12 protein-coding genes are annotated in these 17167 nt (G+C 41.4%); 2 read left to right on the top strand and 10 right to left on the bottom strand.

Features of this window, described 5'->3' with window-relative positions:
• Positions 1–9: 9 nt before the first annotated feature.
• Positions 10–513 carry a VanZ family protein gene (locus tag HMPREF9088_RS04610; protein ID WP_007207997.1) on the bottom strand — a complete coding sequence of 168 codons (504 nt, stop codon included), beginning with the start codon at positions 511–513 and terminating at the stop codon, positions 10–12.
• A 103-nt stretch (positions 514–616) separates the two neighbouring features.
• On the opposite strand from HMPREF9088_RS04610, the gene HMPREF9088_RS04605 reads away from it, so the two are divergent.
• Positions 617–2422, top strand: a complete 1806-nt coding sequence (locus HMPREF9088_RS04605; protein ID WP_040366423.1) for a M3 family oligoendopeptidase — start codon at positions 617–619, stop codon at positions 2420–2422.
• Between the two features lie 326 nt (positions 2423–2748).
• Here the strand turns inward: HMPREF9088_RS04605 and HMPREF9088_RS04600 are convergent, their stop codons facing one another.
• The 3 genes from HMPREF9088_RS04600 to HMPREF9088_RS04590 all read right to left on the bottom strand — a co-directional run bounded on the left by HMPREF9088_RS04600 (position 2749) and on the right by HMPREF9088_RS04590 (position 7481).
• Positions 2749–5193: a heavy metal translocating P-type ATPase gene (locus HMPREF9088_RS04600; RefSeq protein WP_007207995.1), complete on the bottom strand. Its 2445-nt coding sequence runs from the start codon at positions 5191–5193 to the stop codon at positions 2749–2751.
• A 148-nt stretch (positions 5194–5341) separates the two neighbouring features.
• Positions 5342–6553, bottom strand: a complete 1212-nt coding sequence (locus HMPREF9088_RS04595) for an NAD(P)/FAD-dependent oxidoreductase (protein ID WP_040366420.1) — start codon at positions 6551–6553, stop codon at positions 5342–5344.
• Positions 6554–6572: 19 nt separating this feature from the next.
• The gene (locus HMPREF9088_RS04590; RefSeq protein ID WP_007207993.1) at positions 6573–7481 is read right to left on the bottom strand and encodes a prenyltransferase; all 909 of its coding nucleotides are present in this window, start codon (positions 7479–7481) and stop codon (positions 6573–6575) included.
• Between the two features lie 100 nt (positions 7482–7581).
• Between HMPREF9088_RS04590 and HMPREF9088_RS04585 the strand changes: the two genes are divergently transcribed.
• Entirely contained in the window at positions 7582–8562 is a 981-nt protein-coding gene (locus HMPREF9088_RS04585; protein WP_007207992.1) for a polyprenyl synthetase family protein, read from the top strand.
• 263 nt (positions 8563–8825) lie between these two features.
• On the opposite strand, the gene cydC is transcribed toward HMPREF9088_RS04585, so the two are convergent.
• The 6 genes from cydC to HMPREF9088_RS04555 form a co-directional block, all read right to left on the bottom strand.
• Entirely contained in the window at positions 8826–10568 is a 1743-nt protein-coding gene (gene cydC / locus HMPREF9088_RS04580) for a thiol reductant ABC exporter subunit CydC (protein WP_007207991.1), read from the bottom strand.
• The gene (gene cydD / locus HMPREF9088_RS04575; RefSeq protein WP_007207990.1) at positions 10561–12285 is read right to left on the bottom strand and encodes a thiol reductant ABC exporter subunit CydD; all 1725 of its coding nucleotides are present in this window, start codon (positions 12283–12285) and stop codon (positions 10561–10563) included. The genes cydC and cydD overlap by 8 nt, the downstream gene beginning before the upstream one ends.
• 1 nt (position 12286) lies before the next feature.
• On the bottom strand, positions 12287–13297 hold the full coding sequence (gene cydB / locus HMPREF9088_RS04570; RefSeq protein WP_007207989.1) for a cytochrome d ubiquinol oxidase subunit II: 1011 nt from the start codon (positions 13295–13297) through the stop codon (positions 12287–12289).
• The gene (locus HMPREF9088_RS04565) at positions 13297–14718 is read right to left on the bottom strand and encodes a cytochrome ubiquinol oxidase subunit I (RefSeq protein ID WP_007207988.1); all 1422 of its coding nucleotides are present in this window, start codon (positions 14716–14718) and stop codon (positions 13297–13299) included. The genes cydB and HMPREF9088_RS04565 overlap by 1 nt, the downstream gene beginning before the upstream one ends.
• A 255-nt stretch (positions 14719–14973) precedes the next feature.
• Positions 14974–15684: a LutC/YkgG family protein gene (locus HMPREF9088_RS04560; protein ID WP_007207987.1), complete on the bottom strand. Its 711-nt coding sequence runs from the start codon at positions 15682–15684 to the stop codon at positions 14974–14976.
• A 1-nt stretch (position 15685) separates the two neighbouring features.
• Entirely contained in the window at positions 15686–17164 is a 1479-nt protein-coding gene (locus tag HMPREF9088_RS04555; RefSeq protein WP_007207986.1) for a LutB/LldF family L-lactate oxidation iron-sulfur protein, read from the bottom strand.
• Positions 17165–17167: the final 3 nt, after the last annotated feature.

Raw genomic sequence — 17167 nt, 5'->3', positions numbered from 1 at the left:
GTATTCCTCCTAAAAAGTTCTTCTTTTTCGAATGAATGACCAAATCATACAAAGAATAATGGCCGTGCCTGCTCCTGAAGCATCTAACATAACATCTTGAAAGAGTGGTGTGCGTCCACCAGTGATCATCTGATGGAATTCATCCAAACCAGCATATCCGACCGCTGCTAACCAAGCCACTACCGCTGTCAGCGGATAAGACTTCATTCTCGGTAGCAGTCCTAAAAACAAACTACCTCCCATCACCAAATACGTGCCAAAATGCGCACCTTTTCGTACGAAAAATTCCACAAACGAGAAGTAGCCATCTGCTGCAATACTAATCTCTTTGCCCGCATAGACAAACGAGATTGTCTGCAATTGATCCAAAAAAGGTTGATTCTTTAACACGCGCTCTAGCAATCCGATTTGTGATTGCTGTGCATACGTTTGCGAAGAACTATAAAACAATATCGCCATCACTGCAAACGCGATTGCTAAGTATAAGCGTCCATCTTTTTGCCATTGTTTCATCTACTGCCACTCCTATCCTGTTCTATCTTACCATTTTCTGATTTCATTTCAAACCAACATGAAAAGCTATGCTATACTAGGAAAAGAAGGAGGAATGAACACAATGACTTATGCAATAAATTGGGACTTAGAAAGCATCTTCCCTGGTGGAAGCCAATCTGAGACCCTAAAGACTCGTTTATCACAACTATCGACGGAGATTGCTGAATACCATCGCGCCATAGAAGCATGGACTCCCTCAGTAAAACAACCGGAAGAATTAGCGACTATTTTGCAACTTGCAGAAAAATGTACCAATGGCTTTGGCCAATGCGGTAGCTTTATTACTGCCTTGCTTTCTAGTAATGTCAATGACCAAGAAGCGAAATTATTAATGGGTGAACTAGCTGCCAAGCGCCCTGTTTTTCAATTAGCTGCGACCATCTTTTCAAAAAAATTAACGGCCATTTCTGATGCCGATTGGGCAACATTAATGCAGTCTTCAGCATTAGCACCCGTTGCTTTTCGTTTAAGCGAAATTCGCCGTGATGGAAAAGAATTGTTAGCTGAATCAGAAGAAAATATTATTCACACGCTTGCTCTAGACGGCTTGAATGCTTGGAGTGAACACTACGATACGTTGGTCGCTACAATTGCGATTCCTTTCACTGATAAAGAAGGCAAAACAATCACCTTATCGGCTGGCCAAGCCTTTAACAAAATGATGGGCGATCCTGATGCAGATGTGCGCCAAACATTGTTCACTGCTTGGGAGCAAGCTTGGGGTGAAAAAGAAGCGCTCTTTGCCGATACGCTCAATCATCTAGATGGCTTCCGAATTGCGACACAACGACTACACGGTGTCACGGATTACTTAAAAGAGCCATTAGAATACAATCGACTTAAAAAAGAAACTCTTGATACAATGTGGGCGACCATTGCAAAAAACAAACAACCAATGATGGACTTTTTAACACGTAAAGCACAACTATTTGGCAAAGAAAAAATGCCTTGGCAAGACCAAGATGCCCCTATTATTCTGGGGGATATGGAAGAAAAGACGTATTCATTTGATCAAGCGGCGGACTTTATTACCAAAAACTTTGCCTCATTTAGTCCAAAAATGGCAGACTTCGCGCAAATGGCTTTTGAAAAAGCATGGATTGAAGCAGAAGACCGTCCTGGCAAGCGTCCTGGTGGCTACTGTACGGGTCTACCAGAATCAAAAGAATCTCGTATTTTTATGACCTATAGCAACTCAGTTAATGAAGTAGCGACCCTTGCACATGAGCTAGGTCACGCTTTCCATAGTAGCGTACTTTGGGACTTACCTAGTATGAATCAAGACTATGCCATGAACGTTGCCGAAACAGCAAGCACCTTTGCGGAATTAATCGTTGCCGACGCGACCTTGAAAGAAGCACAAACAGTCGAAGAAAAAATCAACTTACTTGATACAAAAATGCAAAATGCTGTCGCGATGTTTCTAAATATTCACGCTCGTTTTATTTTTGAAAATAACTTCTACACTGCTCGTCAAAAAGGTCTAGTCTCTCCGCAACAAATCACTGACATGATGCTCGCTGCGCAAAAAGAAAGTTACCTTGATCAATTGGCTTCTTATCATCCTCATTTTTGGGCTGCTAAGTTGCACTTTTTCATTGATGACATTCCGTTTTACAACTTCCCATATACATTTGGTTACTTGTTTAGCATGGGCATTTATGCGTATGCATCTCAAAAAGGCGCAAGCTTTGAAGATGATTACATCGCACTCTTGCGTGATACAGCTTCAATGACGACAGAAGAGTTAGCCGAAAAACATTTGGGTGTTGATTTGACCCAGCCTGATTTTTGGCAAGCAGGTATTGATATGGTATTAGCCGATATTACTACTTTCCTTGAAATAACAGAAGAATTCGTACACTAGACTGTAGTGTGCAACTATACGTAAATAGACCAGAATATCCGATTTGGATGTTCTGGTCTTTTGTTTGTGGTTAACCGCTTTTGATTCAACCTCTATTTACGGTGATGCAAAAGCAGCTCTCTCGACCATAAGTCAGAATTTCTCTAAAATTTAAAATCAATTTTCGAAAATTCTGAGCTTATTGCTCGGAGCTAACCGCTTTTGATTCAGCCTCTATTTACGGTGGTACAAAAGCAGCTCTCTCGACCATAAGTCAGAATTCTCAAAAATTTAAAATCAATTTTCGAGAGTTCTGAGCTTATCGCTCGGAGCTAACCGCTTTTGATTCAACCTCTATTTAGTCGTAATCGTTTTAAGCGTAATGCATTTAAAACGACTGATACTGAACTAAAGCTCATCGCTGCACCGGCAATCATTGGATTTAATAGTGGTCCACCGAATACATGCAACACACCCATCGCAACTGGAATTCCTAAGACATTGTAAGCAAAGGCCCAGAATAGATTTTCGCGGATATTTTTCATGGTTGCTTGGCTTAAGTGAATGGCTTTTTCCACGTCGAGTAGCTCACTCTTCATAAGGACAATATCGGCCGATTCAATGGCAACGTCTGTCCCTGATCCAATCGCCATACCGATATCGGCTTGCACCAGTGCCGGCGCATCATTAATGCCATCGCCGACCATCGCCACGCGTTTGTGTTCTTGTTGGATTTTTTTTATTTCATTGGCTTTGTCTTCAGGTAATACTTCACTTAGTACGCGACTAATCCCTACTTGTTGAGCGATTGCTTGAGCTGTTTGTCGATTGTCCCCTGTCAACATCACGACTTCGACCCCACGCGCTTGTAATTGCTGAATGGCTTGGCGACTATGTTTTTTGACCGTATCGGCAACGGCAATCACACCCACTAATTGGCCATCGACTGCTAAAAACATCAGCGTCTTACCGTCTTGCGCTAGTCCTTGTGCCGCTGCTTTGGCCACATCAGCGTCAATCGCTTGTTGGTTCATCAAGGCTTCATTGCCTAAAAATAGCAGCTTGCCGTCAACTACAGCTCGTAACCCAAAACCAGGGATTGCTGTAAATTGTTCCGCTGTAAGGACAGCAATCGTACGCTTCTTTGCTTCATCGACAATTGCTTGACCGAGAGGGTGTTCCGATAGTTCTTCAGCTGTCGCCGCATATTGTAAAATGTCTGCTTCTTGCCAGTTATTGTACCCATATACATCTGTCACTACGGGCTTACCTTCTGTGATCGTTCCTGTTTTATCTAACACAACTGTTTGGATTTTTTGCGTCATTTCTAACGCATCCCCACTTTTGATTAAGATGCCATTTTCAGCCCCTTTACCTGTCCCTACCATAATCGCTGTCGGCGTCGCCAAGCCTAATGCGCATGGACAAGCAATGACCAAGACTGAGATGGTAATCGTCAAAGCAAATACCCAAGACTCTTGACCAAAGAACAACCAAAGACCACCAGATACCAGTGCCAAAGCAATGACAATCGGCACAAAGACGCCCGCAACTTTGTCTGCTAATTTAGCAATCGGTGCTTTTGATCCTTGCGCCTCTTCCACTAGTTTGACAATCTGAGCCAGTGCGGTGTCATTGCCGACCTTCGTGGCACGAAATCGAAAGCTTCCGTGCTTATTTAAGCTAGCACCGACTACTTCATCGCCCACTGTCTTCTCAACAGGCAGACTTTCTCCTGTCAGCATCGATTCATCGACACTTGATACACCTTCGACAATCACTCCGTCGACTGGGATTTTTTCGCCTGGACGCACGACAATCAAATCATCTAATTCGACCTGATCGACTGGGATTTCTTGTACCGTACCATTTTTTACCACACTGGCTTTTTTCGGTGCTAAGTTCAGCAGTGATTGCATGGCAGCCGATGTTTTCCCTTTTGAGACTGCTTCAAAATATTTTCCTAATGTAATCAAGGTCAAAATGACCGCTGCTGATTCGTAATACAAATTCATCGCATACTGGTGACTACCCATGATGACCTCGATTGTCCCATATAAGCTATAGAGAAAGGCAGCACTCGTACCCAATGCGACCAATGAATCCATATTCGGATGTCCTTTTGCTAATGTTTTAAAGCCTGTGTAAAAGAATGAGCGACCCAATACTAATACCGGCACGCATAGGAGCAACTGTACCGTTGCAAAAGCTACTGGATGACCCGCGTGGCTTAAAAATGAAGGCAGTGGCAAGCCAACCATCTCAGCCATCGCCATGTACAATAGTGGAATGGTAAAGACTGCCGAACCGATAAATCGATGCCACATGGCTTGCGTATGAGTTTGTTTACTATCCTTTGCGGAATCTTCGCCTGTTACCAGTTTGGCATCATACCCAGCTGCCTTTACCGCTGCAATAATTGCTTGGGTGGTCACTTGATTTTGGTCGAAGGTGACGGTCATTTTTTCCGTCGCCAAATTCACCGGCGCTGCGGCTACACCAGTTAATTTACTGACTGCTTTTTCGACTGTCTGCACACAAGAAGCACACGTCATCCCTTCTATCGCAAAGGTTTCTTTTTCCTGAGTATGTTGTACGCCATATCCCGCTTGTTTGACAGCTTGTTCAATTGCAGGAATAGTCGTTTGTGTTTCATCAAATGTTACTTGTAGTTTTTCAGTCGCCAAATTTACAGAAGCTTCATTCACGCCGGAAACTTTTTTGACTGCTTTTTCGACTGTTTGTGCACATGAAGCACACGTCATCCCTTCTATCGCTAACGTCTCTTTCATTTCGATCCCTTCCTATCCTATTTGCTACTTTCACTTTATTACTTGTGTTTACATTTGTCAACGATAATTTCTTGCATCATTCCACAAAAAAAAGCCCTAGTAACAGCTACTCATCGCTGAGTGCTGATACTAAGACTTTGGCTATTGCTTAATGGTACAAGTCAAAACGGCCTTTCGCCATGACTTCTTTAAACCCACCTAATTCAAGTAATGATTTGTTTTCAATCATCTTCTTCACGACTGATGCTGGGTAACCTTTCATTGGCTTGCTGCCTTTACCTACTACCCCAAAAGCATGCGTGTTTCCAATAGATGCCACAGAACCTTGTGATTGATACGTAAATGGTGTTGGTGCCTGACCAGCTAATTGACGCAAGATATTTTCACCCGCGTGCGCACCCATTTTTGTCGCGATTTGTGCAGTTGTTGGATAAGGACGATTTGATTCTTTATCCATCACTGCAGACACGTCACCAATTAGGTAGACATTGGCATGATTTGGATCGGTCAAATCTTCGTTGACCATTACACGGCCACGACGTTCAGAGAAACCAGATTTAGTGATGACTTCACTACCACTAACCCCAGTAGTCCAAATGATCGTCGCTGCTTGCAATTCAGCCAAGTCAGTGTCTTCTTTTCCATCTTGGTAGACAACAGTGTTTGGTTTGATTGCTTTGATTGCTTTACCAGTCATTAGTTTTACTTGCCATTTATCTAGGTAGCTCAAGCAGTAGTTTGTTAAGTCGTCATTAAACATTGGTAAAATGCTAGGTGCAGCTTCGACACAATAGATTTCGATTTCTTCTGGTTGAACACCTGCAATTTTGGCATAACGTGGACGAGCTTCTACTAAAGAACCGACCAATTCAATCCCAGTAAAACCAGCGCCACAGACAACTAATTTCAAATAATTTTTATCTTTGGTTTCTTTGTATTTTGCCATCATCGCTAAAATATGTTGATGAATTTTTTCTGCTGTTTCGATGTTTACCATTTGCAAGGCATCTTCTTTTGCACCTGGAATACCAAATGTTTCAGAACGGAATCCTAGTGAAACAATCAAGTAATCATAATGCAAAGGAGCATTGTTGGCCAACGTAATTTCTTGTTTTTCAGTGTCGATTGCTTGCACGCAATCTTGAATAAATGTCGTAGAACCTTTCACTACGTCTTTAATTGGAAACGTAATTTTTTCCTTTGGTTGTGTTCCTGCGGCTACTTCATGCAGACAAGTCGCTTCGTAGTGGTAATCATTTTGATCCACCAATGTAATATGAAACGACCCTTGTTTTTCTTGTAATGCTCGTAATGCACGCAAACCGGCATAGCCAGCACCCAAAATCGTAACTTCTTTCACGATTCGTTCCTTCTTTCTTCTAAAAATCAATCATTATTCCTAATGCATATGTTATTACTTGTACAAATGAGCCAACTGCCAAAATCCGAACCGCACAAATGAACGTTTCTTTCTTTATTTGCTTTGCGAGGTACAGCTTTGTTTGCTTCCAGACAAATGGCACGACTAAACAGGTCAAAAGCACTGTATAAGGCGCCAAATCTAGCAACACCGCACCAAAAATAGCAATAAAAGCTAAAACATTATTACTCACAAACAAAACCAAAGCTCGCTTTCTACCTAGGTAATGCACCAATGTGAACCGTTTGTTTTTTTCGTCTTCTTCCAAGTCACACGTGTTATTCGCTAACATTAGATTTGCAATCCATAATGTATTAGGCAATGCAATTATAAAGATACTGAAAATTTGTGAAAAATTCCAATAAAATGCTTGGTACGTGTTCAAATAAACACAGATGAGCGTAATCATAAAGCCCATTGTAAAACCTGAGAAAAATTCACCAACTGGCATGCTCGAAAGTGGCTTAGGACCAGACGAATAAAAAATACCCACAAAATAACAGAAAAGGCCCATCCATAGCAGCGGCCAACCAACCACAGTCGCCAGTAAAATCCCCATCGTCGCCGATACGACAATCATACCGATCATTAACCAAAACACCAGTCGCAGTGAAAGATTTTCCCGGCCAATGATATTGGTCTTTTCTTTATAATCATGCACACTTGTCGCATGATGGTAATCATTATAATTATCTAAAATATCTACAGCCATATTAAATAAAAACATTGCAATAAAAAACATAAGAACAAATCCTAAATGAATGGACTGAAATTGATACCAACTATAGCAAATACCTATCAAAAACGGCAATACGCTCGCAGTCTTCGCTTTAAACTCCACAAGCTCTAAAAAAACTTTTAGTGACATAACATCCTCCTTTCCAAGAAACTTGCATAAAATTAGCCAATTCGATAGAAAATAGGGTAAAATGTGTCTATGTGACTCTGACTATCGAAAGGGCTGTATTATGCATTCACACTGGAACGATTATCCCACGATTCAAAACAAACTCCAAGTCGTATGCTCATTTTTAGAAAAACAGCTGACTGTACGCAACAAAGACATTCAAGATGCTTTGGTTGAATTCAGTCAAGCTGGTGGCAAGTATTTACGACCTGCCTTTTTCTTTTTATTTGCTGAACTTGGTGATCCAAAAAAACAAAATGAAGAAGAATTGATCAAAGTAGCTTCTTCGATTGAGTTGCTCCATATGGCGACACTCATACACGATGATATTATAGATGATTCACCGCTACGCCGCGGGACACTGACTGTTCAAGCTCATTATGGCAAAGATATCGCTGTCTATACCGGCGATTTATTGTTCACTTTATTTTTTGAAGTCTTGATTGATGTGATGAACGGCTCTCCTTTCATGGCGACAAATGCCCAAGCGATGAAAGGCTTGCTATTAGGTGAGCTAGATCAAATGAACTTACGCTACAATGTCAATCAAACAATTGATGACTACTTGCTAAGCGTCAATGGCAAAACAGCAGAACTCTTCTGGCTCGCTTGCCTTGAGGGCGCCCATTTTGGCAAGACCTCTCCGCAGATTGAAGCTTTAGCCGGTGAAATTGGCCGAAATATCGGGATTGCCTTTCAAGCTTATGATGATATCTTGGACTACACTGCTAACGAAGCAATCTTACAAAAACCGGTCTTAGAAGACTTGACGCAAGGTGTCTACACCATCCCCTTGCTATTAGCAAAAACCAAGAATCCGGCTGCCTTTGCACCACTCTTAGAAAAACGAGCAAACTTAACCGAAGCTGAGGCCAAAGAAGTCGCCGCTTTAGTCGTTCATTACCAAGGCGTCGAACAAGCAAAAGCCTTCGCTCGATCTTATACCGAAAAAGCATTGGCTGGTATTCAAGAATTACCTGCAGGTGCAGCACGTGAGCAATTAGAGCGCCTAACCAAACAATTACTAAAACGAAATCATTAAAAAGAAGCTAAGACAATTAACTACAAAAGGGCCAGGAAATCCAGAAGTTTAACACTTCGGATTTCCTGGCCCTTTTGTAGCGAATTACTCAACAATTTCTGAACGTATTGCTCGGATCTAATCGCTTTAGTCACAACCTCTATTTAAACGGTGTGTCTAAAGCAGATCCCTCGACATTACGTCAAAAATCCGCAAAATTGAAAATCAATTTTGGCATTTCTGAACGTATTGCTCGGATCTAATCGCTTTAGTCACAACCTCTATTAGCGTCCTTCATCGATTGCTTTTAATCGTTGGTAACGTGCATTTGTCGCAGCTAATTCGGCTGGACTACCGGATAACTCAATTTGACCATCTTCGATAAAAATGACCCGCTCCATCTGATCAATTCCTTGCAAATGATGCGTCACCCAAATGACTGTCTTTTCTGCCAACTCATCAAAAAAGGTTTCAATTAACGCTTGTTCGGTAATCGGATCCAGACCAACAGTCGGCTCATCTAATAGGACAATCGGCGTATCTTGTAACAAAATCCGTGCCAATGCCATCCGATGACGCTCGCCTCCAGAAAAACGCAAGCCCGCTTCATCGACCATTGTCTGCAACCCATCCGGTAAGCGCTGAACCAATTCTTTCAAGCCTACTCGTTCAAGCACGTGCCAGACTTCTTCGACAGATGCGTCTTCATTTCCAATACGTAAATTATTTAAAATCGTCGTGTGAAAAAGATACGGTGTTTGCTGAATCACCCCAATGTATTGGGCCATCTGATCACCAAACGAACTCGTCAAAACGCCACCTAATGTCAAAGAACCAGCAGTAGGGGTCAAATCACCACGAATCAACGTCGCCAATGTACTTTTACCGGAGCCGCTTCGACCCAAAATCGCCACGTGTTGTCCTTGTGGAATGGTTAAGTTTAGTTGATTTAACACGACTTTGGTTTCATTTTCATAGTGAAATGAGACATCACTAAGATGAATATCTGTCGAATCAACCATTACTTTTTTTGGTTCGGGCTGGTCTTTGCCATTCAGTGCATTTAAACGATCGAGAGAATCTTTGTACACATTGGTTTCTTGTGCTGCATCTGGCAACACGGCAAAGGCATCAATCAGTGGAAAAAGGCTCAAGACAAAGGCCGCAATCCAATTGGCCGCACCCCCATGATTGCCAACAAAGCGCTGACTCGTCCAAAGAATCAAACTAACCGCCATCAACCCAATATACAGCTGGAAAAGAAAATTTCGTCGACGGTTAAATTGACGTAACTCATTTTGCACATCGTAAAGTTCTTGCTCGTTGGCTAAATAAGTATCGACATATTCCTGTGATCGTTGACTGAAGATCCAGTCAGAGACACCCATCACATTATCCGTCAAGTCTACATATAGTGCATTTTTCACTTGCTTTTCTCGTTCTTGTCTTGCACCATTGCGTAACACTGAGACTAATGGAAAGACGACCACCAACCCTAAAAAAAGGACCAGCATCATCAAGGCAAACCACAGCGAAACAAATCCTAGCCCAATCACTACGAAACAATACAAAACCCACGCGATAATCGTCGGAAAAATGGTCCGTAAATAAAGATTTTGAATATGATTAATATCTTCAGCCAACAAGCCCAAGATGTCCCCCATCCGATAGGTCCGTTTAAAGAAAATCGCATCTTTTTCTAGAGTATTATAAAGTTGTAAGCGCAACTTAGATGTCATTTTCAAGACCCAATTATGACTGGTTAAGCGCTCCACATAACGAAAGACCGGTCTACCAATCCCAAATGCTCGCGTCAACACGATTGGAATGTATATCATCAAAATATTCTCGGGTAAAGATGCCGAGCGACTAATCAAATAACCAGACGTAAACATCAACGCACCCGCACAGAAAAAGGTCATAAACCCTAGAAAAAGAGCCAAATACAAGACTCGCTTGTAGTGATGTAAAAATGGTTTGACCCATTGATCATGCTTTAGCGATTGAAAAAGTGGGATTTTAAACATCGGCTTCCCTCCTCATTTGTTTCGTTAAATCATAAAAATGTCCTTGCTTAGCAGTCAACTCAGCAAAGGTCCCTTGCTCGACAATTTTGCCTTGCTCAATAACCAAAATCAGATCCATTTGGTGCATCCAGTGCAAGCGGTGCGTCGCGAAAAAGACCAGCCTATTTTCCATCAATGGCAGCATGCGCTCCTTGATTTCCACTTCCGTTTCGATATCTAAATGCGCAGTCGGCTCATCAAAGAGCAAGATTTTTCTTTCTTTATCTAAAAATGCTCGAGCCAATGCAATCCGCTGTGCTTGTCCCCCACTTAGCGCTCGCGCTCCTTGACCAATCGGCGTATCGATGCCTTCTGGAAGCTCAGCGACTAATTCATTGAGCCCTACTACTTCGATTGCTTCTAAAATCTCAGCCTCTGTCGCTTCAGGCGTATAAAACGCAATATTTTCACGCAAAGTTAGTTGGAAGAGATACGGGCTTTGTGGAATGTAGCTCATTTGTTTTTGCCAATCTGTTTGGGCAAACGAAGTCAACGATTGGTCCGCCACCTGAATAGCGCCACTATGCGGAGTGAGAAAGCCACTTAACCCACTGATGAATGTCGACTTACCAGAGCCACTCATCCCAATCACACCGATTTTTTTGAATCCCGTCGTCGCAAAATCAAACGGTTGAATCGTCTCAGTATGACCGTCATAAGAAAAGCTCATTTGCTCAAGCATTAATGACGTGGTGCTGGTCCATTTTGGCAAAGCTTTTTGTTGCTCTTCTCGCTCAGGTAGCTCCAATACTTCACGGACCGCTGTCATCGCATTTTTACCGTCAAGTGTCGCATGGTAATCACTCGAAAAGTCACGTACTGGTAGAAAATATTCTGGCGACAAAATCAAGACCGTTAAGGCTGGAAATAAAAAGACTTCCTGCTTTATCAATCGCAACCCTAATAATACCGCAACGATTGCTACCGAAAGCGTCGTAAAGAAATCCAACGCAAACGTCGAAAGAATCCCAATCCGTAATGTGCTCATGGTCGCTTTACGAAACGCCTCGCTCGTATTATAGATACTGCGGCCATATCTTTTGCTTAAGCCAAAGACTTTTAACGTATCGATTCCTCGCAGTGAATCGATAAAATGATTGGACAACAATTGAAACGCCTTGTACTGACGATCAGCTTTAGCCTGTGCAGCGTAGCCCAGTATAATCATAAAAATAATAATCAACGGAAAAATCAGTAACAACGTCACGCCAGATTCCCAATCAAGCAAAAAGATGACCGCTAAAATAAGCCAAGGAACAATCATCATATTCATCATTTTAGCCAAAATGAGATGAATGTAATTTTCTACTTGCGAAATTCCTTCCAAGGCCATCGTAATCATATTTCCCGTTCCTTGCTCTTGGACAACCACCGGCCCTAGACGAAAGAGCTTCGCCAATAATTGACTTCGTAACTCTTGGGCCTGTTTTTGTGCATAGGTATCTAGTAACTTATCTCTTAAAAATGTCACACCATGGCGCGCACTATAACTAAGAAAAAATAGTCCTACCATCGCTAGCTGAGAAGATAGACCCTGACCTTCCCAAAGATTCGTAATGACTGTTGCTAAGGTGTAAGCTTGCCCGATTATAAAGAGGGCTTGCAAGATAGCATATCCTGCAAGCACCCCCATTATTTTTTGAATGTTCGGCAAGCGCATAATCGCTTTATCAACCATTCTAGTATCCTTTCACATCTAAAGTCACACGTCGTCTAAATACATAATATGCCCACGCTGTATAAGCTAAAACAAATGGCAACAACGTAAAGGAAATATACGTCATAAGTTTCAAAGTATACGGTGTAGAAGAAGCATCTTTAATTAAAATATCAAATTGACTACCTAATGAACTAATCATCACACGTGGGAATAGTCCAGTAAATAATAAGACGACCAAAACAACCAATGTTAACCCACTCGCTAAAAAGGCAGCGAGTTCTTTTTCTTTAAAGACTGAAACATTTGCAAAAATTGTTAGCAGCACAATTGCTACGACTAAGACAGTTGTTAGCACTGCATTTTTTGCAAAGAAGTCTGTTTGGAAATACATCAAGACCGCGAATAAAACTAATCCCACATACAAAACATAATACAATAATTTTGCGTAGTTACGGGCATGCTCTCTGACCAGTCCTTCTGTCTTCAAGGAAATATAATTTAATCCATGTAAGTAGCAAAGTAATGTCAACGCCACCCCACCAACTACAGAAAAGACATTCACATAATCAGTAAAGGTCGCTGTCATATTGCCGTCCGCATCAATTGGCATTCCTTGTACCAAACTAATAAACAATAGGCCAAAGAAAAATGGCACGATAAAGCTTCCAATGCTCAATGTCCAGTTCCAGAAATTTTTATTCTTTTCTGGGACTTTGTGGCGGAATTCAAATGAAACCCCACGGATAATTAAGCCAAACAAAATAATAAACAAGATTAAGTAGTAACCACTGAATAAAGAGGCATACCAATATGGGAACGATGCGAACATCGCACCTCCAGCAGTCAATAGCCAGACTTCATTTCCATCCCAGACAGGTCCGATGGTATTGATGATTTGATCTTTTTCTTTTTCATTGTGCGCAAGTGTCTGTACGGACATGCCGACACCAAAGTCGAATCCTTCTAAGAAGAAAAAGCCAGAAAATAAAACACCAATCAAGACAAACCACATTAATTGTAATCCAGACATTAGAATGCACCTCCATCGAATGGGTCGATTGACGGCTTGCTATCTTCTTCGTGTTGATGATCCACATACTCAGGACCTTTCTTCAATTCACGAATAACAAGATACACCATCACCGCACCTAATCCTGTAAATAATAAGAAATAAATAATATTCGAGATTAACAATGAAGTGACTGATACATTTGGTGAGACACTATCTTCAATCTTGAAAAGACCATATACAGTCCATGGATAACGACCAAGCTCAGTGATTAACCAACCTGATGTGTTTGCAAGGAACGGTGAAAAAGTCATAAATCCAAAAATCCATAGTAGCCATTTTTTCTCAAATAGTGCTTGCTTATTCTTACGCGTCATAATTAAGCCCACAATCGCTGTAATCAGCATCAACGTACCAAAACCAGCCATTATACGGAAACTCCAGAACAAGGTATTGACAGGTGGATAGTAATTACCTTCACCATATTTAGCTGTTAATTCTTCATTGATTTCGTTCATCCCTTTAACAGCGCCTTCTGGAGCGTTATAAGATAAAATACTTAGCATATATGGAATTTCAACCCCAAATACGCGTTCTTTTTTCGCTTCATTTGCCCAAGCGACCACTGTCCAAGCGGCTGGATCTCCTGAGTTTTCATATAGGCCTTCCGTTGCAGCGAATTTCATTGGTTGGTCTTCAACCAATGCTTTCATTTGTAGGTCTCCTGCAAATAATACCGAAGCCGAAGCAACAAGTGTCACCCATAAACCGACACGCATCGTTTTTTTGTAGATGGTTTGTGTCATTTCACTTAATTGATGCTTTTTAAGTAGCTTGAATGCAGATAAACCCGCAACTACAATCCCACCAGTGACAATAGCACCCGCAATGACGTGAGAAAATTCATACCACACTTGGGGATTTTTTAAAATTGCGCCGAAGTCAGTCATTTCTGCCCGGCCATTATTTAGCGTATACCCAGTCGGATGTTGCATAAAACTATTGGCAACCAAAATCCAAAAGGCTGACATGACTGAACCAAAGCCAACTAACCAAATGAATAATGCATGGACGCCTGGTTTCACCCGATCCCAAGTAAACATCCATAACCCTAAAAAGGTTGATTCTAAAAAGAATGCTAATAACGCTTCTACTGCTAGCGGTGCACCAAAGATGTCACCTACAAAGCGAGAGTAATCTGACCAGTTCATACCGAATTGAAACTCTTGAATAATACCTGTTACGACACCAACTGCGAAACTTAATAATAAGATTTGAGCCCAAAACTTGGTCATCTTTTTATACACTTCGTCTTTTTTCGTTACATAAAGAGTTTCCATAATTGCAACAACAAACGCCATCCCAATCGAAAATGGGACGAAGAAATAGTGAAACACGGTTGTCATAGCAAATTGGATTCGAGCTAATGTAACAATATCCATTTCTAATTCCTCCAATCAACTTTGTACACAATGTACGATAAAAACTTGCAACCAACAATCCTTTTAAGTGGCATTTTTCACGAATACAGCAGTGAAATGACCTAACCTCTTTTGAAACTTACTCTCTATTATAATAGGCGATTTTCAAATAAATGCAATCTTTGCGCCTCTTTTTTTCACTAAGATTACTCACGAATAGAAAAAAAGAAAGGGTCTCAAAGGGTCTCCTACATTATACCATGCAGGAGATCTTTCTTAGCAATCTTCGACTACGATATACGTCACTCTTAATGGGCCGTGTACCCCTTCGACTAACACCATTTCAATGTCTCCCGAGTTAGACGGTCCAGAAATGAAATTCAAGGCAGAACCTGTCGTTTCACCCGCTTTGACTTTTGCTGCGTATTGATCTGTAGCCTGTGTAATCCGAGGAACAAGCTTGCTAATCGGAACAATGGCAATATAATTGGTAGGCAAAAAGTGCAATGTGCGACCTTGGCCTGCCGATGACTCTAGAGCAACCGTACCTGACTCTGCCAAAGCATATTCAGCAAATGCAATCCCAATGTTTGCTCGTTGGGCCTCAAAAATATTTTTCTCGCGCTTATCGGCCCCTTTTTGCCAAACATACGTGTCAGGTCGTTGATACAATTCTGACAGTCCATACTCTTCAAATCGATCATCGTCTGGCAAAATCATCGATCCTTCTCCATATTCTTTCACTTGTGCTGCCAAAGTAGCTGGCAAGTCTGAACGAACTGTCGTCACTAAATGACAATGCAAGACCGCGCATTGCTTTTCTAACACCTCAAGTAATTCCATTTGTGTCAAATCACTTAATGTTTCATGCGGCAAATTATTCATAAAGGGTACTTCTGGATCTGTTAAGCTATGGCGTTCATAGCTTAAACAATCAGCCAAATGGTTCAGAAAGTTTTCTTTGTTTTCATTGGTTGTAGTGACCATCTTACTTCCCTCCCGTTTGCGCTTTAGCTTTTTGATGTTCTTTAAACCAATGACGGAAGTTGTCTTTGGCTTTTGGTGGACGTGGTAAATCACGGTAATCTGTCCAGTTTTTAGCCATCGCAGGTGCTTTGTTTAAGTAGCCATCATGGTTGTATAGGTTATTGACACTCATATCTTTTTTCTTCGTTACTAGCGCTGAGCCTGCATGATCGACTTTTTCGACCATTTTGAAGACAATTGGCGATGCCGTTACACGACCAATCATTTTCATTGTAGCATCGTCAATACCATGCTTCATTTTTAATTCATTTGTCATCACGGTACGATGTTCAATCAACAGTTTATGCAATGGAATTTTGACCGGACATGTATCCGTACATGCGCCACAGAGACTAGATGCATAAGGTAAATCCCCAAATTCTTCATAGCCACCTAAGATTGGTGACAAAACAGCCCCCATTGGACCTGGATAAATTGAACCATAGCCATGACCGCCAATATGACGATAGACTGGACACACATTTAGGCAAGCACCGCAACGAATACATTGCAGCATTTCTTGAAATTGTGTGCCTAATGCATTGGAACGACCATTGTCGACAATAATGACATAGAAATCTTCTGGTCCATCTGATTCATCTTCATGCTTGCGACCAGCAAACGTCACATAGCTCGTTAATTTTTGGCCAACCGCACTGCGACAAAGCAAATTGTCTAATACTTCTGCTTCTTTGATACTTGGGACGATCCGTTCCATCCCCATTAAGACGATTTGTGTTTTAGGAATACTAATACATAAATCAGCATTTCCTTCATTGGTCACTAAATTGATCATGCCACTATCAGCAATTGCAAAGTTACAACCAGAAATACCTAAATCAGCTTCTAAGAATCGTTCTCTCAATATTTTACGAGCAAACTTTGCCAAATCCACAGGCTCATCCGAACCCACATAGCCTAATTTTTCGAAAATTTGTTTCACCTGGTGGCGATTTTTGTGAACAGCGGGGAATACGATATGCGAAGGTTCATCCCAATCATCCATTTGCAAAATAAATTCTGCCAAATCAGTTTCCACCACACTGACCCCCGGCATTTTTTCAAACATCGGATCCAGCCCAACTTCTGTCGTTACCATGGATTTTGATTTCACAATTTTTTTAATTTCTTTTTCTAAAACAATTTTACGCACAAAATTTTGGGCATCTTCCTCTGTTTTTGCGAAGAACACATGGCCGCCTTGTTTTTCGACATTGTCGCTAAATTGTTCCAAATAATCAGGTAAATGGTTCAACGTATGTTGGCGGATTTGTTGGCCTAGCTCACGCCATTGTTCCCAATTTCCCAATTCCTCTCGTGCACCTTCACGCTTAATCCATTGAGCATCTTGAGATTTTTTTAAAGCGGCTTGCATTTGTTTGTCTTCGATGTTTTCTGTACATCGTTCATCGAAAGATAAGGTACTCGTTTTTAGTCCCATGTA

Origin of the sequence: Enterococcus italicus DSM 15952 (assembly GCF_000185365.1) — a bacterium.
Taxonomy (GTDB): Bacteria; Bacillota; Bacilli; order Lactobacillales; family Enterococcaceae; genus Enterococcus_G; species Enterococcus_G italicus.
The sequence above is the reverse complement of the archived record's forward strand: the minus strand, read 5'-3'. Positions and strand labels throughout refer to the sequence as shown.

What these genes read in the sequence shown, in the direction of transcription:
- HMPREF9088_RS04610 (WP_007207997.1), bottom strand. Translation starts at nt 513, where the DNA reads ATGAAACAATGGCAAAAAGATGGACGCTTATACTTAGCAATCGCGTTT.
- HMPREF9088_RS04605 (WP_040366423.1), top strand. Translation starts at nt 617, where the DNA reads ATGACTTATGCAATAAATTGGGACTTAGAAAGCATCTTCCCTGGTGGA.
- HMPREF9088_RS04600 (WP_007207995.1), bottom strand. Translation starts at nt 5,193, where the DNA reads ATGAAAGAGACGTTAGCGATAGAAGGGATGACGTGTGCTTCATGTGCA.
- HMPREF9088_RS04590 (WP_007207993.1), bottom strand. Translation starts at nt 7,481, where the DNA reads ATGTCACTAAAAGTTTTTTTAGAGCTTGTGGAGTTTAAAGCGAAGACT.
- HMPREF9088_RS04585 (WP_007207992.1), top strand. Translation starts at nt 7,582, where the DNA reads ATGCATTCACACTGGAACGATTATCCCACGATTCAAAACAAACTCCAA.
- cydC (WP_007207991.1), bottom strand. Translation starts at nt 10,568, where the DNA reads ATGTTTAAAATCCCACTTTTTCAATCGCTAAAGCATGATCAATGGGTC.
- cydD (WP_007207990.1), bottom strand. Translation starts at nt 12,285, where the DNA reads ATGGTTGATAAAGCGATTATGCGCTTGCCGAACATTCAAAAAATAATG.
- cydB (WP_007207989.1), bottom strand. Translation starts at nt 13,297, where the DNA reads ATGTCTGGATTACAATTAATGTGGTTTGTCTTGATTGGTGTTTTATTT.
- HMPREF9088_RS04565 (WP_007207988.1), bottom strand. Translation starts at nt 14,718, where the DNA reads ATGGATATTGTTACATTAGCTCGAATCCAATTTGCTATGACAACCGTG.
- HMPREF9088_RS04560 (WP_007207987.1), bottom strand. Translation starts at nt 15,684, where the DNA reads ATGGTCACTACAACCAATGAAAACAAAGAAAACTTTCTGAACCATTTG.
- HMPREF9088_RS04555 (WP_007207986.1), bottom strand. Translation starts at nt 17,164, where the DNA reads ATGGGACTAAAAACGAGTACCTTATCTTTCGATGAACGATGTACAGAA.